This window comes from Curtobacterium sp. 'Ferrero' (assembly GCF_002412165.1).
Taxonomy (GTDB): Bacteria; Actinomycetota; Actinomycetes; order Actinomycetales; family Microbacteriaceae; genus Curtobacterium.
On the sequence record NZ_NXIA01000002.1, the window covers coordinates 148,131 to 168,398 of the forward strand.

Here is a 20,268-nt window from a genome sequence, read left to right on the forward strand (position 1 = left end):
CACCGGGGAGGTGCTCGGCGGCCGTCCGGGCGTGCCCAGCGAGCCCCCCGGTTGTTCGGAGGGGACCGCCAGCGCAGGGCACTAGCATCGACCGGTCGGCTCCGGCCGGCGCCCGTCCCGACGGGCATCGTCGACCGGATGGCGAGGAGGGAGGCCCGGTGGCGCCAGACGAACAACGGGCCGCCCAGCAGCGGGCGACCCAGCAACGGGCAACGCAGCAGAAGGCGACCCAGCAGCGGGCAACCCAGCAGAAGGCGACCCAGCAACGGGCAACCCAGCAGCGGTCCGCACAGCAGCGGGCAGCGCAGCAGCGTGCCGCGCAGCCCCGCACCGCAGCGGCCCGGAGCGCCGCACGACCCGCTCCTGCCCAGACGGACGAGTTCGCGCGCCTCGTGCAACGCAACACCGTCGACGTCCGCGACCACCAGGCCCGCACACCGCGTCGACGGAACCCGCTGATCGGCAAGATCGCGCTCGGGATGGCGGTCGTCTGCGCCGCGGTCGACGCCAGCGCGTTCGCGGTCTTCGTCGGCGGCGACACCACCTTCGCGTTCGGCATCTGCTTCGTCGTGGTGTTCCTCACGCTCGTCGCCGCCGTGCTCGGGTTCATCGCCGCGGTCGGGTCGTTCGGCCGGTGGTACGGCGCGATCGGGGTCGTGGTGGCGTTCCTCGCCAACCCGGTGATCCTCATCGTCCTCGTCGTGATCGTCGCCCCGGAGCTCCTCACCGACATGGGCGGCTCGACCCCCTAGCCGCGACTGCCGAGCCGCGACTGCCCGACCTCGACTGCCCGACCTCGGCTACCTCGACTGCCCGACCTCGGCTACCCGACCGGCGCCCGGCGATCGGTCGCCCACCGGACGGCAGTACGTTGGGTCCATGCCTGCCCCCGTCTCCGACCTGTTCGACCCCGACGTCTGGACCGAAGCCCCCGTCGCGGAGCACTTCACCGACATCACGTACCACAAGCACGTGTCGCAGGGGATCGTCCGGGTCGCCTTCGACCGTCCCGAGGTGCGCAACGCGTTCCGCCCCCGGACCGTCGACGAGCTGTACCGCGCGCTCGACGACGCCCGGCAGGACCCGCGGGTCGGCGTCGTGCTGCTCACCGGCAACGGCCCGAGCCCGAAGGACGGCGGATGGGCGTTCTGCTCCGGCGGTGACCAGCGCATCCGGGGCCGCAGCGGCTACCAGTACGTCGGCGACGAGGGCGCCCCGCCGGAGGGCGTCGACCCTGCGGCGGCGCAGGCGTCGATGGGGCGACTGCACATCCTCGAGGTCCAGCGCCTCATCCGCATGATGCCGAAGGTCGTGATCGCGGTCGTCCCCGGCTGGGCGGCCGGTGGCGGGCACTCGCTGCACGCGATCTGCGACCTGACGATCGCGAGCGCCGAGCACGGCAGGTTCAAGCAGACCGACGCCGACGTCGGTTCGTTCGACGGCGGCTACGGCAGTGCCTACTACGCCCGGCAGATCGGGCAGAAGTTCGCACGCGAGGTCTTCTTCCTGGCGCAGGAGTACTCGGCGCAGCGCGCGTACGAGATGGGGGCCGTGAACGCCGTCGTCCCGCACGAGGACCTCGAGCGTGAGGCGATCCGCTGGGGCGAGATCGTCCTCGGCAAGTCCCCGACGGCGATCCGGATGCTCAAGTACGCCTTCAACGCGGTCGACGACGGCATGGTCGGCCAGCAGGTGTTCGCGGGCGAGGCGACCCGCCTCGCGTACGGCACCGACGAGGCCGTCGAGGGCCGCGACTCGTTCCTGCAGAAGCGCGAGCCCGACTGGACCGCGTTCCCCTGGCACTACTGATGCCCCGTCCGCTCGTCCCCGTCGGCACGTCCGACCCGTCGGCGGTGCTGCGCGGCCTGGAGGCAGCGCTCACCGGCGGCCCGGCACTGCTCCCCGTCGCCGAGGGTGCCCCCGCGCTGCCGACACCGCCTCCGGCCCACGTCGAACAGCGGGTCGCCCTGGTGGTCGAGACGAGCGGCTCCACGGGGACCGGCAAGCGCGTCGCGCTGTCGTCCGAGGCGCTCCTGGCCGGTGCCGCAGCCGCCGACGCGGCGCTCGGCGGACCCGGGCACTGGGTGCTCGCGCTCCCGACCCACTACATCGCCGGGCTCAACGTCCTGACGCGGTCCGTCACGGCGGGCACGACCCCCGTGGTGGTCCCGCCCGGGCACTTCGACGCCCGCGCGTTCGCCGAGGCTGCGGACCGGCTCGAGGTCGACCCGGCGGCGCCGCACCGCTACACCTCGCTCGTGCCCGTGCAGCTCGCACGGATCCTCGACGACGAGCGCGCCACCGCGGCGCTCGCGACGTTCGACGCCGTGCTCGTCGGCGGCCAGGCCACCCCGGCCCCACTCCGTGAACGCGCGACCGCGGCCGGCGTGCGCGTGGTGACGACGTACGGGGCGAGCGAGACCGCGGGCGGCTGCGTCTACGACGGCGTCCCGCTCGGGCCGGTGCAGGCGACGGTGCACGACGGGGAGCTCCTGCTCGCCGGTCCGGTGCTCGCCGAGGGCTACCTCGACGACCCGGGGCGGACGGCCACGGCCTTCACCGAGCACGACGGGCGGCGGTGGTACCGGACGGGTGACGCCGGCGAGGTCCACGACGGGCGGGTGCGGGTGCTCGGACGGCTCGACGACGTCGTGATCTCCGGGGGAGAGAAGGTCCCGCTCGGCCTCGTCGAACGCATCGTCCGCGGCCTCCCCGGTCAGGACGCCGCGGTCGTCACCCGACGGGCGTCGGGGGAGTGGGGCGAGGTGCCGGTCGTCGTGACCGATCGGCCGGTCGACCTCGACACCGTCCGCTCGGCGGTCGGTGAGGCCCTCGGCCGGGCGGCCCGCCCGGCCGACGTGGTCGTGCTCGACCGCCTGCCGATGCTCGCGTCCGGCAAGCCGGACCGCCGGGCGATCCGCGCGATCGCGGACCCGGCCACCTGACGGAGGCGGGCCGCTCCGACCCGGCCGATCCGTGCCTCCCGTCCGGCCGTAGTCCGGCCGCGGGCCGGACCCATGGCGGACGCCGATACGATGGACGGCCGTGGCACGTACGAAGAAGCAGACGCACGCGAAGGGCCGGAGCGGCAACCCGGCGAAGGCCGCCTCGAACCGGCCCGTCCGGCGCAGGGCGACCGCGCGGGACTGGATCGGCGGCGCGCGGTTGCGCACCCTGACGCTCGGCGTCGTGCCGGTCGTCCTCGGCACCGCCGTCGGGTACGTCGACAGCGGTCTGGCCGGAGACTTCGGCGACTACCTTGCGAAGGACGGGCACCTGGCGATCGCGCTCCTCGCCCTCGCCGTCGCGCTGTTCCTGCAGATCGGCGTGAACTACAGCAACGACTACTCCGACGGCGTCCGGGGCACCGACGAGTTCCGCGTCGGACCCGCCCGCCTGACCGGTGCCGGGATCGCGAAGCCGCGCACGGTGCTGACGGTCGCGCTGACGTTCTTCGGGCTCGCCGCCGCGGCCGGGCTCGTGATCGTCGTGCTCACCCAGCTCTGGTGGCTGCTCCTCGTCGGGGCGGCCGCGATCGTCGCAGCGTGGTTCTACACCGGTGGCAAGCGGCCGTACGGCTACAACGCGCTCGGTGAGGTCTTCGTCTTCGTGTTCTTCGGGCTGGTCGCCGTGCTCGGCACCCAGTTCGTGCTCATCCGTCAGGTCACGATCAGCGGGTGGGCCGCCGCGGTCGCCGCCGGGTTCTTCGCCTGCGCCGTGCTCATGGTGAACAACATCCGCGACATCGACGAGGACCGCCTCGCCGGCAAGCGCACCCTCGCGGTGGTGCTCGGTCGACCGGTCGCACGGACGCTCTTCGGACTGTTCCTGATGCTGCCGTACGTCGTGCTGCTGTGGTTCGTGCTGCTCTACTTCCGCACCGGCCTGACCTACTTCTCGCTGCTCCTCGCGCTGCCGGCACTCGCCATCGGCGTCTCGTCCACGAAGCCGCGGGAGCTCATCACCGCGCTGCAGCTGTCGTCGTTCGCGTCGTTGGCGTTCGGGCTCGTGCTCGGGATCACGCTGGCGCTGCAGCCGTAGGCGTCGCTGCGGTCGCCGCGGTGCTCGCTGTGTCCGGGTCAGTCCTCGTCGCGCCGGACCGTGTGCCGGTCGGCGTCGGACACGGGGTGCTCCCGCGGGGCAGCGGCGTCAGCGGCGTCGACGAAGTCGTCCTCGAAGTCCGAGTCGGCGTCGTGGTCCCGTTCCGGGCGGCGCTCGGCGAGGCTCGTGGCGACGCGGTAGCGCAGCTTCGCGAGCGCGAGGTAGCTCACCAGCAGCCCGACGAGGGCGGCGACGATCGTGGCCCAGTACCAGGGCATCGGCGTCAACAGGAGCAGCAGCACCAGGGCAGCGGCGAAGATCCCGAGACGGGCGAGGGTGTAGAGGAGCCACGCTTTCACGCGACAAGTGTACGGAGCGTCGGGTGGCAGGTCCCGCACAGGAGCGCTGCCTAGACTCCGTGCATGGTCCGACTGTGGCTGATCGTCGTCGTCGCCGCCGTGGCGTTCACGGTGTGGATGGCGGTCGACTGTGCCACGATGCCGCGGCAGCGTGTCCGGTCCCTCAACCGTGGCGTCTGGGTCCTCCTCGTGATCGTGCTCCCGGTGCTCGGCGGCGTGCTCTGGCTGCTGCTCGGCCGCGCTCCGGCGGGTCCTGCCCCGACGCCCCGGTACCGTGGACCCGAAGACGACCCGGACTTCCTCGGCGGCCCCCCGGCCACCGGGCCCTCCCGCACGGACAAGGACCAGGACGACGCGACCCTCCGAGACCTCGAACAGCAGTTCCACGACCGCGACGACGACGAGCGGTAGTCCGGCCACCGACTTCGCCCTCGTGCTCCTGCAGGAGTTCGCCCGAGCCGGTGTGACCGACGTCGTCGTGAGCCCGGGGTCCCGGTCGCAGGCGCTCGCGCTCGCCGCAGTGGCGCTCGAGCGTGCCGGCGGCACCACCGTCCACGTCCGGCTCGACGAGCGCACGGCCGGGTTCTTCGCCCTCGGCCTCGCCGTCGAGACGGGGCGGCCGGCCGTCGTCGTCACCACCTCCGGCACCGCGGTGGCGAACCTGCACCCCGCCGTGCTCGAGGCGCACCACTCCGGCGTCCCGATGATCGTGGTGAGCGCGGACCGGCCCGACGAACTGCGCGGGATCGGGAGCAACCAGACCACCGTGCAGCCGGGGATCTTCGGGCCCGCGGTGTCGTTCGTGCGCGACGTGCAGGCACCGAGCGCGCAGACCGACGTCGACGCCCTCCGTCCGAGCGCGCGGGAGCTCGCGCGCCAGGCGGTCGCGGCAGCGTCCGGTCACGCCGGCAGTCCCGGTCCGGTGCACCTCAACGTCGCGTTCCGCGAGCCGCTCTCCGCGGGCCTGTCCGACGAGGCCGTCGCACCGATCGACGACGCCGACCGCGACCTCGCGTTCGCCGACCGTCGCCGCAACACCGGGCTCCCCGTGGCCGAGCTCGCGCCCGACGACGAACCCGCGACCGTCGTCATCGCTGGCCACGACGCCGGGGAGGACGCCGAGCGCGTCGCGTGGGAGCTCGGCGCACCGCTCCTCGCCGAGGTGTCGAGCGGTGCCCACTTCGGTCGGAACCTCGTCGTGGCGTACCGCGACCTCCTCCGCGACCCGCGGTTCGGCGGTGCGGTCCGCCGCGCCGTCGCGCTCGGCCACCCCACCCTCAGCCGCGAGGTCCCCGCGCTCCTGCAGCGCGCCGACGTCGAGACGATCGTCGTCCGCGCACCGGGGGCCGACGCGTACGATCCGGCCCGTGCCTCCCGTCCGGACGCCGCGACCACCGTCGTCGGCGACGTGCGCGTCACCGGCCGGACCACCCCGGCCCACCGCGCCTGGGTCGGGCGGTGGGTGGCGGCCAGCCGCACCCTGCTCGGCGACGGCGACGCGGCCCCGGACCTCGGCGCCAAGCGGTCGTCGGACCGTGCCGAGCGCAACCGGTTCCTCCGCGACGAGGTCGCCCTCCGCCGCCGGCCCGTCGACCGCGGCATGCTCGTCGACGCCGTCTGGGGCGCCACCTGGCCGCACGACCGGCTCGTCCTCGGTGCATCGCAGCTCATCCGGGTCGCCGACTCCCGCGTCGCGGGCAAGAAGCTCCGCGTGCACGCCAACCGCGGCCTCGCCGGCATCGACGGCACGGTGTCGACCGCGCTCGGGATCGCGGCGGCCATCGCCGGTTCGCCCGGCACGACGCGGGTGCTCGTCGGTGACCTGACGTTCCTGCACGACCTCGGTGCGTTCGTGACCGGTACCAGGGAGCGGACGCACCGGGTGCAGGTGGTGGTCGGGAACGACGGCGGCGGGGCGATCTTCCGCGGCCTCGAGGTGGCGGCGACGACGCGGCCGGAGGACATGGAGCGGATGATGAGCACGCCGCAGCAGGTCGACGTGGAGCGGGTCGTCACCGGGCTCGGGTGGGAGTACCGGCGGGCCGCGACGTGGGGGGACCTGGAGAGCGTGCTGACGGACCCGGCGGAGCGGTTGGTGGTCGAGGTGCCGCTGGTCGACTGAGGTCGGGCGCGGGGCGGGGGCCGTGTGTGTTCGTGCGTCGTGTGCTCGTTCGGTCTTGTGGTCGGCGGCGCGCGGGGGCGGTTCGGTCGAGCACGAGCGGATCGGTCCATCGCGCGTGGAATGGGAAGCCGGATCGCTCGTAGGTGGTCGGAAAAGGGGACTTCCTACGAGCGGAGCGGCTTCCTACGAACGGAACGGTCACCCAAGAGCGGAACGGCACCCTACGAGCGGGACGGCTCCCGACGAGTGGAGCTGCTTCGTAAGAGCGGAACGGTCGCCAGTGCGCGGTTCGGTCGAGCACGAGCGGATCGTCCCATCGCGCGTGGAATGGGAAGCCGGATCGCTCGTAGGTGGTCGGAACGGGGGATTTCCTACGAGCGGAACGGCCACCTACGAGCGGAACGGCCACCTACGAGCGGAACGGCCACCCACGAGCGGAACGGCAGCCTACGAGCGGAACGGCCACCTACGAGCGGAACGGCAGCCGACGAGCGGAACCGCCGCGGACGTCAGGCGAGCGCGTCCGTGATCGGGCGGAACTTCAGCCGTGTCTCGGCGACCTCCCGCTCGGGCACCGAACCGGCGACGATGCCCGCTCCCGCCCACGCCCGCACGGTCCCGTCGGGCGCGACGCGGGCACTCCGGAGCGCGAGCATCCACTCGCCGTCCCCGTTCGCCCCGAACCAGCCGACCGGCCCCGCGTAGCGCCCGCGGTCGACGCCCTCGAGCTCGGACACCAACGCCACGGCCACGTCGGTGGGCGTCCCCGCGACGGCGGCGGTGGGGTGCAGCGCGTTCGCCACGTCGAGCGACGTGACACCGGCCGGCAGCGTCGCCTGCACGTCGGTGGCCAGGTGCCACACGTTCGGGAGCTGCAGGCGGAACGGTTCGTCGTCGGCGTGGAGGTCGGTCGCGAGGGGGCTGAGCGCCTCGAGCAGACTCTCGACCGCGAACGCGTGCTCCTCGACGTCCTTCCGGCTCGCCGCGAGGGCCTCGGCGGCGGCTCGATCGGACACGGGGTCTGCTCCACGGGCAGCGCTGCCGGCGAGGACCCGCGCCGTCAACCGGGTCCCGTCGGTCCGGGCGAGCGTCTCCGGGGTCGCCCCGATGATGCCGTCCACGGCGAACGTGACGCACTGCGGGTAGGCCTCGGCCAGGTCGAGCAGCACCGCGCGCTGGTCGGCGCCCTCCGGCAGGGTCCCGACGAGGTCCCGCGCGAGCACCACCTTGCGCGCCCCGCCCGCCGAGATCCGACGGACGGCCTCGGCGACGTTGCGTGCGTACGCGTCCTCGTCGATGCGTCCCGGGACGAGCGGGACCGAGACGTGCGGGCCGACGGCCGGCACCGGCACCGAGGTCCGCGTGAAGCCGAGCGGAGCGGGGTCCGGCGTCGTGTCGATCGCCGTGAGCCAGGCCTTCCCCCGGCGCCGTCCGATGACGACCCGCGGGACGATCAGGACGCTCGTGTCCTCGGAGTCGTCGGCGAACGCGAACGCCCCGAACGCGACGAGCCCGGTCCCGCGCAGCCGTACCGGGTCGTCCACCTCGGCGTCGGCCACGATCGCGCGCCACGCCGCCGCCGCGTCGGTCATCCGGTCTGCTCCGCCGAACTCGAGCCGGACCGCCTCACCGATGCCGACGATGCCGTCCCCGCCGCGGACGAAGGCCAGCGGTGCGTCGTGGAGCGTGTGTCGGAGGACGGCGCCCGGGTCGTCGAGGATCCGGGTCGAGACCGTCAACGGCGGGGCCGCTGTGGTGGTTCGGGGCACGAGGTGATCGTACGCGCAGCGTGCCCCCCGGGAATGCTGGAGCGTCGACCTCTAGGATGGCTCGGGTGAGCAGAGCGGACCTGAACAAGCGGCCGGACGAGGTGGCGGCCATGTTCGACGACGTCGCCGCGAAGTACGACCTCACGAACGACATCCTCTCCGCGGGCAACGCCCCGCTGTGGCGTGTCGCGACGGTCCGTGCGGTCGACCCGCGCCCGGGCGAGAAGGTGCTCGACATCGCTGCGGGCACCGGGACCAGCGCCGCCGCCTTCGCGAAGAAGGGGGCGGAGGTCACCGCCCTCGACCTCTCCGCGGGCATGATCGCCGTCGGTCGGGAGCGCCATCCCGAGATCACCTTCGTCGAGGGCGACGCTGAACAGCTGCCGTTCGACGACGACACCTTCGACGCCGTGACCATCTCGTTCGGTCTCCGGAACGTCAACGACCCCCACCAGGCCCTCGCGGAGATGCTGCGGGTCCTGAAGCCCGGTGGCCGCGTCGTCATCTGTGAGTTCTCCACGCCGCCGCTGGCGCTCCTCCGCCTCGGGTACGGCGCCTACCTCAAGCGCGTCCTGCCCGGGGTCGCGCGGCTGTCGTCGAGCAACCCGGCCGCGTACCGCTACCTGGCGGAGTCGATCGAGGCGTGGCCCGAGCAGCAGGTGCTCAGCCAATGGCTCCGCGGCGTCGGCTTCACCATGGTCGCCTACCGCAACCTGACTGCCGGTATCGTCGCACTGCACCGCGGGCGCAAGCCCGTCGCCGGGACGGTCCGCGCGTCGGCAGCACGACGCGCGAAGGCCCGCCGTGCCCACCAGGCCACCGGCGAGCAGCCCCGCGTGCAGCCCGGGGCCGAACCGGCCGACCACGACGGCTGACCCCACCCCTCCCCGAGTACGGAGCAGCACTTGAATCCGAGCGTCCCGGTCGCACGTCGCGCACCGAGTCTCCGCGCCTCGCTGGGCATCGGCGAACGGCTGTTCGCGTCGCCGGCGGACAGGCGGTTCATCACGGCCGTGGACGACGGGCTCGAACTCGTCGAGCACGCGCTCGAGGACGCCATGCACTCCGCGGACACCCTCGCCGACACCACGAGCCGCTACCTGCTGTCCGCCGGGGGGAAGCGGATCCGGCCCACCCTGACGCTCCTCATCGCGCAGCTCGGCGAGGGCGTGACGGAGCAGGTCGTCAAGGCCGCAGTCAGCATCGAGACGACGCACCTCGCGTCGCTCTACCACGACGACGTCATGGACGAGGCTCCGGTCCGTCGCGGTGTGCCGAGCGCGCACGTGACCTACGGCAACAACGTGGCGATCCTGACCGGCGACCTGCTGTTCGCCCGCGCGAGCCTCATCACCGCCGACCTCGGTGTCGAGGGCATCCGGATGCAGGCGGAGACCTTCCAGCGGCTGTGCCTCGGGCAGCTGCACGAGACGACCGGTCCCCGCGAGGACGAGGACCCCGTCGCGCACTACATCCAGGTGCTCAGCGACAAGACCGGGTCGCTCATCGCGACGGCCGCACGCGCCGGGATCCTCTTCTCCGGAGCGGACCGTGCCTACCTCGACGCCGTCGGGGTGTTCGGCGAGAAGGTCGGCGTCGCGTTCCAGCTCGTCGACGACGTCATCGACCTCGCGCCGGCGACGGACAAGACCGGCAAGATCGCCGGCAACGACCTGCGCGCCGGGGTCGACACGCTGCCGCTGCTGCACCTCCGCCGTCTCGCCACCAGCGACGACGACGCGCGCTCGCTCCTCGCCCGCATCGAGCGTGACGTGAAGGACGCCCCCGACGACGCGGTCGCGACCGACGAGTACCAGTCGGCGGTCGCCGCTCTGCGGGCGCACGAGGCCACCGCGGCCACCCGCGAGGTCGCCGTCCGGTGGGCGCAAGACGCCGTCGCCGCCCTCGGGCCGCTCCCGGACGGTACGGTGAAACGTGCGCTGACCCGGTTCGCCGAGTCGGTCGTCGACCGCAGCCGGTGACCGACCACTGACGGCCGTCACGAGCCGACCGACCGGACCGACCGTCAGCCGACGGCCAACCGGCCAACCGGCCCGACCGGCCCGACCGGCCCGACCGGCCCGACCGGCCCGACCGGCCCGACCGGCCCGACCGGCTCGACCGGTCAACCGGCCCGACCGACAGACCGACCGGCAACCGCCAGCAGGCGAGCGGCAGCCCCCGGGTGGCGAAGACGGCCACAGCCAGCAGGCACGCCGCCCACCGACGACGACCCCCAACGAACTGGAGACGAACAGTGCCCACCCTCCGACTGGCCATCGTCGGCGCCGGCCCGGCCGGCATCTACGCCGCCGACATCCTCCTCCGCGAGGCGCACGGCTACGACGTGTCGATCGACCTGTTCGAGCAGCTCCCCGCCCCCTACGGCCTGGTGCGGTACGGCGTGGCTCCGGACCACCCCCGCATCAAGGGCATCGTGAACGCCCTGCGCGACGTGCTCGACCGCGGTGTGGTGCGCCTCTTCGGCAACGTCCGCTTCGGCGAGGACATCACGCTCGACGACCTCAAGCGGCACTACAACGCCGTGGTCTTCTCGACCGGGGCGATCAAGGACGCCGCCCTCGACGTGCCCGGTGTCGACCTCGAGGGTTCCTACGGCGCCGCCGACTTCGTGAGCTGGTTCGACGGGCACCCGGACGTCCCCCGCACCTGGCCGCTCGACGCCTCGAGCGTCGCGGTGATCGGCAACGGCAACGTCGCCCTCGACGTGTCCCGCATCCTCGCGAAGCACGCCGACGACCTGCTCCCGACCGAGATCCCGGACAACGTGTACGAGGGCCTCAAGGCGTCCCCGGTGACGGACGTGCACGTCTTCGGTCGTCGTGGCCCGGCGCAGGTCAAGTTCACGCCGCTGGAGCTCCGCGAGCTCGGCGAGCTGCGGGACGTCGACATGGTGGTGTACGACGAGGACTTCGACCACGACGAGGCCTCGCGCACCGCCATCCAGACCAACAAGCAGGTCATGGTCATGAACCGCGTCCTCGAGCAGTGGCGGCAGCGCGAGGTGGGGCAGGCGAGCCGACGGCTGCACCTGCACTTCTACGCGAAGCCGCTCGAGTTCGTGGGCGACGAGCACGGCCACGTCGCTGCCGTCCGGTACGAGCGGACCCGGCCGAACGGCGAGGGCGGTGTCGAGGGAACCGGCGAGGTCCGGGAGCTCCCGGTGCAGGCGGTGTACCGCGCGGTCGGCTACTTCGGCTCGCCGCTGCCGGGGGTGCCGTTCGACGAGCGGTACGGCGTCATCCCCAACCAGGAGGGCCAGGTCCTCGGCGAGGACGGCGCGCCGATCCCGGGCGTGTACGCGACCGGCTGGATCAAGCGCGGCCCGGTCGGCCTCATCGGCCACACCAAGTCCGACGCGATGGAGACCGTGCAGCACATCGTGAACGACCAGGCGAGCTGGTGGACGCCGGAGGACCCCTCGGACGGTGCGGTCCCGGCGCTGCTGCGCGAGCGGGGTGTCAACTACACCGACCTCGACGGCTGGCACAACCTCGACGCGCACGAGATCGCCCTCGGCGAGGCGCAGGGTCGTGAGCGGATCAAGGTCGTCCCGCGCGACGAGATGGTCGACGTCTCGCTCGGTCGGGCAGCGGCGTCGGTGGACTGAGCCGACGATGACCGCCGCACGCCCCGCACCGCCCGACGCGGTCCGGGGCGTGCTCGCGTCCGGACCCCGGCTGCAGGGCGTCGACGTCGCCCGGGCACTCGCACTGCTCGGCATGATCGGCACGCACGTCGGTGGCATCGCGGACACCGTGGACTGGTCCGCGCCGGACACGTGGGCCGCGGTGGCGCACGGTCGGTCGTCGTCGTTGTTCGCGGTCCTCGCCGGGGTCTCCATCGGGCTGACGAGCGGGAGGTCGCGGCCGTCGGGCCCACCGACCATCGGCCGGGTCCGGGCGCGGCTGGCGATCCGGGCAGCCGCGGTGGTCGCGGTCGGCCTGCTCCTGATGGCGCTGGACACGCCGGTGTACGTGATCCTGCCGACGTACGGCGTGCTGTTCGTGCTGGTGGTCCCGGTCCTGCGCTGGCGGGCACGGTGGCTGCTCGTGCTCGCGGCGGCGTGCGCCGTACTGTCGCCCGTGGCGGCCCTCGCGATCGCGCCCGCCTACGCCGACGCGGGCACCTGGGAGGTGCAGCTCGGCCTGGTCTACCCGGTGGTCACCTTCCTCGCGTACGTCCTGGTGGGCCTGGCGGTCGCCCGGCTGCCCGCGCGTCGCGTGGACGCGACGCGGGCACCATCGGACGGACTGGAGGCGCGGCGCACCCAGGTCGCGCTCCTCGCGGCCGGCACGCTGGTCGCGGTGGTCGCCTACGGTGCCGGGAACCTCCTCGCGCCGCTGCCCGACGACGCCGTGTTCGCGTTCCCGGGCGTCCCGTACGCCCCGGCGGGCGCGACCCCGGCGGACGCACTCATGCAGGTGTTCCTGTCGCCCCGCGACCACTCCTCGTCGATCGTCGACGTCGTCGGCACGACCGGTGTGGCGGTCGCGGTGATCGGCCTGTGCTGTCTGCTCGTCGACGGGCGCGGGCGGACGGCGTCGAGGATCGCCCTCCCGCTCGCCGCCGTCGGGTCGATGCCGCTGTCCGTGTACGCGCTGCACCTCGTGGTCATCGCGGCGCTCCCCGCGTACCCGGACAGTGGCGCGGCGTGGGCGTGGTTCGCGATCGGGTCCGTGCTGTTCGCCGTGGTGTGGCGCACGGTGCTCGGCCGCGGGCCGCTCGAGCGCCTGCTGGCCCGGCTCACCGGGCTCGTCCCGATCGCCCGCTGACGCCGCCACCGCGGCACTGCAGCGCCACCGCACCGCAGCACCGCTGACGCCGCCACAGCGGCACTGCAGCGCCCCCGCTGCCGCCCCGCCGGAGCCGCGCCGACGCACCACCGCAGCCGGCCCGCCGGACCCGTGCCGCGCCTCCCGTCCGGCCGCTACTGGAGCGCTGCCGTGAGCCGCGCCACGTTGTCGAGCACCTGCGACCGACGCGGGCGGTCGAGCCAGGCGTCGAGCGTCAGCTCGAAGCTGTGGTCCTTGTACGCCTGCTGCACCTCGCACAGCTGGTCCACGAAGCGGCGGCCGCGCACCATGACGGACACCTCGAGGTTCAGGCTGAACGAGCGCATGTCCATGTTGCTCGACCCGATCACCGAGACCTCGTCGTCGATCGTGAAGTGCTTCGCGTGCAGGATCGTCGGCGCGCGGTAGAGCCAGATGCGCACACCGGCGCGGAGCAGGGCCTCGTAGTAGGAGCGCTGGGCGTGCCACGTCATCGCGTGGTCGCCCATCTCGCCGACGAAGAGCTCGACCTCGACCCCGCGCTGCGCGGTCGTGGTGATGGCGTAGAGCATCGAGTCGTCCGGCACGAAGTACGGCGACGTGATCGACACCTTCTGCTGCGCCGAGTAGAGCAGCGCGTTGAACAGGCGCAGGTTGTTCTCGCCGTCGAAGCCCGGACCGGACGGCACCACCTGGCAGTCGAGCGCATCGCCGCGGTCGGCGCGCTGCACCGGGTCGCTCTCGCGCAACAGCAGTTCGTCGGTCTCGCTGTACCAGTCGGTGACGAAGAGCGCGTTGAGCCCGGCGACCACCGGCCCCTCGAACCGCGCGAACAGGTCCTTGTAGGCCATCCGGCGCTTCTTGTGCGACTCGAGGTCGTAGGACTTGTCGATGAGGTTCTGCGACCCCGTGAACGCCACCGAGCCGTCGATCACCATGATCTTCCGGTGGTTCCGGAGGTCCGGCCGCTGGAACTTCCCCTGCAGCGGCTTGAGCGGCAGCATCAGGTGCCACTCGATCCCGGCGCGGTCGAGGAACGCGAGCGTGTCCTTGTACCCGGGGTAGCCGCGGCTCGCCCAGTGGTCGAGCAGGAACCGCACGGTGACGCCGCGGGACTGCGCGCGGGCGAGCGCCTCGAAGTACGGACGGGTCGTGTCGTCGAGCGTCGCGATGTAGAACTCGACGTGGACGAAGCGCCGGGCCTGGTCCACCGCCCGCGTCATCTCGGCGTACGACTCCTCGTAGTCCGGGTAGAGCTCCGCGGAGTTGCCGCCGACGAGCGGCATCGACCCGAGCTCACGGTTGAGCTTGGTGATGCTCTCGAGCCACGGCGGCCACGGGTGGTCCTTGCGGACGCGCTCGATGCCCTCGGTCTGGTCGAGGATGTACTGGTTGATCTCCGCCTGCTTCTCGCGGCGGTCGCGGGGGAGCTTCGTGGACCCGATGACCAGGAACACGATGAACCCGATGTAGGGGATCAGGAAGATGGCGAGCAGCCAGGCCGTCGCGGTCTGCGGCTTCCGGTTGATCGGGACGTAGATGATCGAGAAGACACGGATCGCGAGGTCGAGCAGGACCAGCAGGATCGTGATCGCGACGGAGAGCCAGTGCTCCACGGGGTCGTCGGTGTCGGGTCAGGCGGACGCGGGCGTCAGCGGAAGTTCACGAACTGCAGCGGGACGTCGAACTCTTCGCCCTTCAGCAGCTGGATCGTGTTCTGCAGGTCGTCGCGGCTCTTCGAGGACACCCGGAGCTCGTCGCCCTGGATCTGGCTCTTCACGCTCTTCGGCGCCTCGGCGCGGAGGAACGCGCCGATCTTCTTCGCGACGTCCTGCTCGATGCCGTTCTTGAACTTCACCTCGATGCGGAACTCCTTGCCCGAGGGGTAGGGGTCGCCGGCGTCGAGGCTCTTCAGGCTGATGCTGCGCTTGATCGCCTTCGACTGCAGGACGTCGAGCACCGCACGGGCCCGCTCCTCGGAGTTCGCCTTGATGAGGACGTCCTCCCCGCTGAACGCGATCGAGGCGCCGGCACCCTTGAAGTCGTAGCGCTGTTCGATCTCCTTGGCCGCCTGGTTGACGGCGTTCTCCGCCTCCATCTTGTCGACCTTGCTCACCACGTCGAAGGAACTGTCTGCCATGCGGGACAGCCTATCGGCGGCCGGGAGGAGCGGTTCAGGACCGTCCGTCGGCCCGCCGCTCGGGGTGGTCACGACCACCCCCGCGCATCGGCTATGCTGTTCTGCGCGCCTCCGGTTGGTGATCACACGGGCCGGGTGCGCGACGGCGAGTTACCCAAGCGGCCAAAGGGATCTGACTGTAAATCAGCCGGCGTAGCCTTCGGGGGTTCGAATCCCTCACTCGCCACACCTCGGAACCCCCTCCTCGGAGGGGGTTCTCGCGTTGCGGGCGGCGCGTTCCGGCCAGGATGGACGCATGTCCACTGAACCCACGCCGTCCGAGTTCGCCGACCTCGCCGAGGCCATCGCCCGCGAGGCCGCCGCCCTCGCCGCTCGCCGCCGCGCCGAGGGGGTCGAGGTCGCCGACCGGAAGTCGAGCATCGTCGACGTCGTCACGGCCGCCGACCGGGAGGTCGAGGACCTCGTCCGCCGCCGCATCGCCGAGGTCCGTCCCGACGACGCCGTCCTCGGCGAGGAGGGTGGCGACTCCGCGGGCACGTCCGGCGTCACCTGGGTCGTCGACCCGATCGACGGCACGGTCAACTACCTGTACGGACGGCTCGACTACGCGGTGAGCATCGGTGTGGTCCGTGGTGCGCCCGACCCCGCGACGTGGGAACCCGTCGCCGGCGTGGTCGTGGCGCCGGCGACGGGGACCGTGTTCCGGGCCGAGGTGGGCGGACCGGCGCTCCGGGACGGCGTGCCGGTCACGGCCTCGTCGCCGGCGACCCTCGCCGAGACGCTGCTGTCGACGGGGTTCGCCTACACGGCCGAGCGGCGGCGCGGCCAGGTCGCGGTCCTCGCCGAACTGATCGGCAGCGTGCGGGACATCCGGCGCGGCGGTTCGGCGGCGCTCGACTGCTGCGCGGTCGGCGACGGCACCGTCGACGCGTACTACGAGCGCGGGATCAACCCGTGGGACATGGCCGCCGGGTCGATCGTCGCCGCTGCCGCCGGGGCGGTCGTCCGCTCGTGGCAGGCGGGGGACACGCGGTCGTTCCTGTTCGCGAGCCCCGCGGTCGTCGACGAGCTCGAGGTGCTGCTGCACCGCGCGGAGACGGTCGGACTCGGCGTCGACCCGGTCTGACGAGCGGCCGTCCGCCCTCGGACTGGGGTCGGGGTGCGGCGGGGGACACGACTGGCGGGCCGTGGTGTCCTTTGCTACCGTTCAGGAGTTCCGTTACCAGCTCGTTACCAACCGAGCGGCTCACTGCCCCCGATCAGGACTCTCACCGAACGCATGCCAGACGCCTCGCCATCGCCCGTCCAGACCGACGTCACCGTCGACGCACCCGCTCCGGTCGTCCACCTGACCCGACGAGCGCGCATCGAGGCCGAGCGGGCCGCGGCACGGTCCCAGACGCCTGCCGCGACCGACGACGAGTTCGCCGCCATCGTGGGTGCGCCCGTCGACGCCGTCGCACCGGCCTCGCCGATCGACCTCGCGCCCGCGTCGCCCGTGCGGCCCGCGCCCATTGTCGGCACCGCCACGCCCCCGGCTCCGAGCTCTCCCGACGTCGGTCGGGTCGAGGCGGTGCCGTCGACCGCCGGCCGCCCGGTCCGCTCGGCTCCGGGGCGTGGCCCCGTCCGGCCGGGCACGGCCCAGCGCGGTGCCACCCGGGGTGTCCAGCGCGGTGCGACCCGGACCGGTGTGACGCGTCCCGGTGCGACGCGTCCCGCGCCGTCGCGCGCCCAGCAGGCCGCTCCCGGTGCGGCGTCGGGATCGGCCTTCCGCCGGACCGCGTCCAGGGTGACGGCCGTCGGCGCCCTGCTCTTCGCCGCCGGGCTCGTCGTGTCGACCTCCCTGCCCGCCCAGGCCCTCTGGACGCCCGAGGCCTCGACCACCACGGCCCTGACCGCCACGGACGGCAGCACGCAGTCGCTCAGCGTCGGTGACGCCGGCGTGTCCGCGACGGACCGCGACCAGTACACGGTGTCCGATGCGACGCAGTACGCGCACACGGACTCGTCCGCCTTCACGAACGACGCGGCCGGCACGATCCAGTGGCCGTTCCTGACCGGTGTCCCGATCACCTCCGGCTTCGGCGGTCGCCAGGTCGCCGGCTGCTCGTTCTGCTCGACGAACCACCAGGGCGTGGACTTCGCCCCGGGCGAGGGCACCCCGATCCGTGTCGTCGCGGACGGTGTCGTCACGAAGGTCCAGGCGAACGACGGCGGGTTCGGGAACGACGTCTGGGTGACGCACGACGTCGACGGCAAGCAGTTCGTGAGCGTCTACGGCCACATGAAGGACAACACCTTCAAGGTCGTGACCGGGCAGCACGTCTCCGTCGGCGACGAACTCGGCGAGGTCGGCAGCACGGGGAACTCGACCGGGCCGCACCTGCACCTCGAGATCCACGTCGACGGGGTGCCGGTGGACCCGCTGGCGTGGCTCGAGGAGAACGCGAACTAGCGGCCGGGTGGGCGGCACGCCCGGGAGTCCGGTCCGGTTCCCGAGCACCGTCGCTGGTCTGCTACTCTCGTGTGGTGCCGTTCGCGGCACATCGCCCCGATAGCTCAGTGGTAGAGCACTTCCATGGTAAGGAAGGGGTCGTCAGTTCAATCCTGACTCGGGGCTCCGACCCGGAGCGCGTGTCGCATCCGGATCTCCGGCGGGGTAGCTCAGTTGGTTAGAGCACACGGCTCATAATCGTGGTGTCGCGGGTTCAAGTCCCGCCCTCGCTACACGAACCGAACACATCGAGAACGGCGGCTGGTTCCCAGCCGCCGTTCGGTCGTTCCGGGGTGGGCCCCGTGCTCGCCGGGGCCCACCCGTTCCCGTCCGGGATCAGTCGAGGAGCACCTCGGTCCACTCGATCGGTGATCCGCTGCCGCCGACCGCGACCGGGCTGAACCGGAAGCCCTCCGCCGTCCGCTCGACGGGGAGCTCGGTCCGGCTGCCGTCCGCGGCGTGCGCCACCGCGACGACGCGACGGGCGTCCGGGCGCAGGAGTTCGACCGGGTCGGGATCGAGTGCCACGAGTCCGAGTGCCGAGGTCGTGTCGAGGGGAGCGTCGGTGCGGCTGAGGACCGCGATCCGCGCTGCCGTCCGCACGACGTGCTGCCGGCGGGCGACGCCGCTGCCGTCGAGGCGGTCCGGGCGGGAGACGAGGGCCGTGAGGGCGTCTCCCTCGTACCGGGCCCAGGAGGACGAGCGCGCCCCGGTCGACCCGCCGAGGTACGCCGGCGTCAGCGGCCGCACGGTGAAGGTCGGCGTCGGACGGGTGAGGGCTGCGAGCCCGTTGTAGTGGGCGATGTCGATCCCCGTCGGGGCCGAGTCGCGCGGGTCGCCGTGGAACGCGCCGAGCGACCCGACCGGGCCGAACACGGCGGTGTCGAGCCAGATGTCGCCCATCTCCAGCCAGTCGTACCCGCCGCTGCCGTAGCTCGGGACGCCGAGCTCGCCGAGGATCGAGCTGAAGAAGAGTCGCCGGTTGGCCTCCGCGTGGTACTCGTCCGCGTTGAGGTACATGTCGTCGGCGGAGTGCAGGTCGACGTGGTCGGTCAGCAGCGGCGACAGGTTGTAGTACATGACGACGATGTCCGGGTCGACCTCGCGCATGGCGCCGATGACGAGTTCGAGCGCCCGGACGAGGAGGACCTCGCCTCCCCACGACCGGTCCGCCGGAGCTGCGTTGACGAGCGCCGGGAGCTCGTAGCCGAAGTCGAACTTCACGACGCTCGGCCGGTAGCGGGCGACGAACGCCCGCGCACGTGCCGCGAGACGCTGCCGCACCGGCTCCTGGGACACGTCGAACAGGAAGTACGAGTGGTCGTGGTTGCCGCGGCGCACCGGCACCCCGTCGGCGTCGCAGAGCATGTGTTCGGGCGACAGTCCGTGGGACGCCGGGTCGTCGCACCGGAGGAACGCAGCCCACAGCCCGACCTCGAGCCCGTCCGCCCGGACACGGTCGAGGAAGCCCTCGAAGTCCGGGAACCGCTCGGGGTCGTGTTCGAGCAGGCCGTACTCGCCCTCCCACTTGTCGTCGATCACGAAGACCCCCGGGCACATCCCGCTGGCACGGACGTCGTCGTAGATCGACTCGAGCGCGGCCTGGTCGAACCGGTCGAGCGCGGTGCCGGCGGCGCACTGGGCGCCCCAGGTGTTGAACTGCGACCGGGCGAGCGTCGCGAGCTGCCGGGCGGAGCGCTCCCGCGGCCGCACGATCCCACGGTCCCGGAGCGCCCGGTAGTAGTCGCGGACCGCGTCGTCGTAGGTGTCGGCGACGGTCAGGACCCAGGACGCCCCGACCTCCAGGTCCCCGTCGCCGGTCGTGGCCTGGTGCCAGAGGTCGGAGTGGGTCCGCAGCCAGGGACTGGTGCGACCACGGCGGTGGCGGAGCAGCAGGTCCCCGGCCGGCACCGCGGTCAGCCCGAGGCACCACGACGCGGACAGGCCGCGCGTGAGTGCACCCCGCTCGCACATCGATCCCTCGATGCTGAACCCGGCGACGTAGTGCACCGGCAGCCCCCACTGCGCGGCGACGATGTCGTCGCAGTCGTTCGACCCTCGTCCGAGCCAGGTCGTGACGTCGAGCCGCAGCTGCGCCGGGATCACCGGTCCGAGCGCCGAGGACTCGCTGGCTCCGGGGTGCACGATCGAGTCGCTCTGCACGCCGGGGACCGGGACGCCGTCCGCCCACTCGGCGAACGCCAGGACCGACACCACCTCGGCCTGCCGGTCGGAGCGGTACCGGGGGGCGTCGAACCAGACGCCGTCGTCCGCCAGCCGGACCCGGACCGTCAGGAGGTCGCCGCCGTTCACGTCCTCGTACTCGACCGTCAGGACGTCGGCGCCGTCCTCGTCGGACTGGTCGAGGGTCGCCCGGAGGACCGGACCCGGTGCGCTCGCCCCGCGGTCGAGCAGGACGGCGGGCTGCAGCGGCGCCTCGAGGACGAGGAGCCCGCGTCGGTCGTGGAGGGTGAACCGGTCGGTGTCGGGATGCCACTCCCAGCGGTAGTCGCGACGGGTGGAGGTGCAGGGCTGTGCGAAGGACAT

17 protein-coding genes and 3 tRNA genes are annotated in these 20,268 nt (G+C 72.6%); 15 read left to right on the forward strand and 5 right to left on the reverse strand.

What is annotated here, in order from left to right; translation table 11 throughout:
- The first annotated feature begins 158 nt into the window (after positions 1-158).
- From Csp2054_RS02800 to Csp2054_RS02815, 4 genes are all read left to right on the forward strand, one after another.
- Positions 159-752, forward strand: coding sequence for a hypothetical protein (locus tag Csp2054_RS02800; RefSeq protein ID WP_096897785.1), 594 nt, complete (start codon positions 159-161; stop codon positions 750-752).
- A gap of 127 nt (positions 753-879) precedes the next feature.
- Complete coding sequence (locus Csp2054_RS02805; RefSeq protein WP_096897786.1) at positions 880-1,809, forward strand: 1,4-dihydroxy-2-naphthoyl-CoA synthase; 930 nt, start codon at positions 880-882, stop codon at positions 1,807-1,809.
- Entirely contained in the window at positions 1,809-2,945 is a 1,137-nt protein-coding gene (locus Csp2054_RS02810; protein WP_096897787.1) for an AMP-binding protein, read from the forward strand. The genes Csp2054_RS02805 and Csp2054_RS02810 overlap by 1 nt, the downstream gene beginning before the upstream one ends.
- Before the next feature lie 100 nt (positions 2,946-3,045).
- Positions 3,046-4,041, forward strand: a complete 996-nt coding sequence (locus Csp2054_RS02815) for a 1,4-dihydroxy-2-naphthoate polyprenyltransferase (protein WP_096897788.1) — start codon at positions 3,046-3,048, stop codon at positions 4,039-4,041.
- Positions 4,042-4,079: 38 nt separating this feature from the next.
- Here the strand turns inward: Csp2054_RS02815 and Csp2054_RS02820 are convergent, their stop codons facing one another.
- Positions 4,080-4,400 (reverse strand): DUF4229 domain-containing protein, encoded by a 321-nt coding sequence (locus tag Csp2054_RS02820; protein ID WP_176491526.1) that lies wholly within the window; start codon positions 4,398-4,400, stop codon positions 4,080-4,082.
- 63 nt (positions 4,401-4,463) lie between these two features.
- Here Csp2054_RS02820 and Csp2054_RS18440 point away from each other — a divergent pair, with 63 nt between their 5' ends.
- Together Csp2054_RS18440 and menD are read left to right on the forward strand one after the other, a co-directional pair.
- A complete protein-coding gene (locus Csp2054_RS18440; protein ID WP_096897789.1) occupies positions 4,464-4,811 on the forward strand; it encodes a PLDc N-terminal domain-containing protein in 348 nt (115 codons plus the stop codon).
- A 22-nt stretch (positions 4,812-4,833) separates the two neighbouring features.
- Positions 4,834-6,522, forward strand: a complete 1,689-nt coding sequence (gene menD, locus Csp2054_RS02830) for a 2-succinyl-5-enolpyruvyl-6-hydroxy-3-cyclohexene-1-carboxylic-acid synthase (RefSeq protein ID WP_255252588.1) — start codon at positions 4,834-4,836, stop codon at positions 6,520-6,522.
- 509 nt (positions 6,523-7,031) lie between these two features.
- Here menD and Csp2054_RS02835 read toward each other — a convergent pair.
- Positions 7,032-8,291: an isochorismate synthase MenF gene (locus Csp2054_RS02835; protein WP_096897791.1), complete on the reverse strand. Its 1,260-nt coding sequence runs from the start codon at positions 8,289-8,291 to the stop codon at positions 7,032-7,034.
- A gap of 65 nt (positions 8,292-8,356) precedes the next feature.
- Between Csp2054_RS02835 and Csp2054_RS02840 the strand changes: the two genes are divergently transcribed.
- The 4 genes from Csp2054_RS02840 to Csp2054_RS02855 all read left to right on the forward strand — a co-directional run bounded on the left by Csp2054_RS02840 (position 8,357) and on the right by Csp2054_RS02855 (position 13,087).
- Complete coding sequence (locus tag Csp2054_RS02840; protein WP_096897792.1) at positions 8,357-9,166, forward strand: demethylmenaquinone methyltransferase; 810 nt, start codon at positions 8,357-8,359, stop codon at positions 9,164-9,166.
- 30 nt (positions 9,167-9,196) lie between these two features.
- Positions 9,197-10,273 carry a polyprenyl synthetase family protein gene (locus Csp2054_RS02845; protein ID WP_096897793.1) on the forward strand — a complete coding sequence of 359 codons (1,077 nt, stop codon included), beginning with the start codon at positions 9,197-9,199 and terminating at the stop codon, positions 10,271-10,273.
- A gap of 275 nt (positions 10,274-10,548) precedes the next feature.
- Entirely contained in the window at positions 10,549-11,922 is a 1,374-nt protein-coding gene (locus tag Csp2054_RS02850; protein ID WP_096897794.1) for an FAD-dependent oxidoreductase, read from the forward strand.
- A gap of 7 nt (positions 11,923-11,929) precedes the next feature.
- Positions 11,930-13,087 (forward strand): heparan-alpha-glucosaminide N-acetyltransferase domain-containing protein, encoded by a 1,158-nt coding sequence (locus Csp2054_RS02855; RefSeq protein WP_096897795.1) that lies wholly within the window; start codon positions 11,930-11,932, stop codon positions 13,085-13,087.
- A gap of 155 nt (positions 13,088-13,242) precedes the next feature.
- On the opposite strand, the gene cls is transcribed toward Csp2054_RS02855, so the two are convergent.
- Positions 13,243-14,703, reverse strand: a complete 1,461-nt coding sequence (cls, locus tag Csp2054_RS02860; protein ID WP_096897796.1) for a cardiolipin synthase — start codon at positions 14,701-14,703, stop codon at positions 13,243-13,245.
- Between the two features lie 35 nt (positions 14,704-14,738).
- On the reverse strand, positions 14,739-15,227 hold the full coding sequence (locus Csp2054_RS02865) for a YajQ family cyclic di-GMP-binding protein (protein WP_096897797.1): 489 nt from the start codon (positions 15,225-15,227) through the stop codon (positions 14,739-14,741).
- A gap of 144 nt (positions 15,228-15,371) precedes the next feature.
- Here Csp2054_RS02865 and Csp2054_RS02870 point away from each other — a divergent pair.
- The 5 genes from Csp2054_RS02870 (at position 15,372) to Csp2054_RS02890 (ending at position 17,954) form a co-directional block, all read left to right on the forward strand.
- A tRNA-Tyr gene (locus Csp2054_RS02870) sits at positions 15,372-15,453 on the forward strand.
- Positions 15,454-15,522: 69 nt separating this feature from the next.
- On the forward strand, positions 15,523-16,353 hold the full coding sequence (locus Csp2054_RS02875) for an inositol monophosphatase family protein (protein ID WP_096897798.1): 831 nt from the start codon (positions 15,523-15,525) through the stop codon (positions 16,351-16,353).
- Positions 16,354-16,506: 153 nt separating this feature from the next.
- On the forward strand, positions 16,507-17,682 hold the full coding sequence (locus Csp2054_RS02880) for a M23 family metallopeptidase (protein WP_096897799.1): 1,176 nt from the start codon (positions 16,507-16,509) through the stop codon (positions 17,680-17,682).
- A gap of 93 nt (positions 17,683-17,775) precedes the next feature.
- Positions 17,776-17,847: transfer RNA gene (locus Csp2054_RS02885), tRNA-Thr, on the forward strand.
- Positions 17,848-17,880: 33 nt separating this feature from the next.
- Positions 17,881-17,954: transfer RNA gene (locus tag Csp2054_RS02890), tRNA-Met, on the forward strand.
- Positions 17,955-18,057: 103 nt separating this feature from the next.
- Here the strand turns inward: Csp2054_RS02890 and Csp2054_RS02895 are convergent.
- Positions 18,058-20,268 carry a hypothetical protein gene (locus tag Csp2054_RS02895; RefSeq protein WP_141399095.1) on the reverse strand — a complete coding sequence of 737 codons (2,211 nt, stop codon included), beginning with the start codon at positions 20,266-20,268 and terminating at the stop codon, positions 18,058-18,060.

Excerpts from the sequence above, each read along its gene's own strand:
- Csp2054_RS02880 (WP_096897799.1), top strand. The coding sequence starts at position 16,507 with ATGCCAGACGCCTCGCCATCGCCCGTCCAGACCGACGTCACCGTCGAC.
- Csp2054_RS18440 (WP_096897789.1), top strand. The coding sequence starts at position 4,464 with ATGGTCCGACTGTGGCTGATCGTCGTCGTCGCCGCCGTGGCGTTCACG.
- Csp2054_RS02855 (WP_096897795.1), top strand. The coding sequence starts at position 11,930 with ATGACCGCCGCACGCCCCGCACCGCCCGACGCGGTCCGGGGCGTGCTC.
- Csp2054_RS02810 (WP_096897787.1), top strand. The coding sequence starts at position 1,809 with ATGCCCCGTCCGCTCGTCCCCGTCGGCACGTCCGACCCGTCGGCGGTG.
- Csp2054_RS02875 (WP_096897798.1), top strand. The coding sequence starts at position 15,523 with ATGTCCACTGAACCCACGCCGTCCGAGTTCGCCGACCTCGCCGAGGCC.
- Csp2054_RS02865 (WP_096897797.1), bottom strand. The coding sequence starts at position 15,227 with ATGGCAGACAGTTCCTTCGACGTGGTGAGCAAGGTCGACAAGATGGAG.
- Csp2054_RS02805 (WP_096897786.1), top strand. The coding sequence starts at position 880 with ATGCCTGCCCCCGTCTCCGACCTGTTCGACCCCGACGTCTGGACCGAA.
- Csp2054_RS02895 (WP_141399095.1), bottom strand. The coding sequence starts at position 20,268 with ATGTCCTTCGCACAGCCCTGCACCTCCACCCGTCGCGACTACCGCTGG.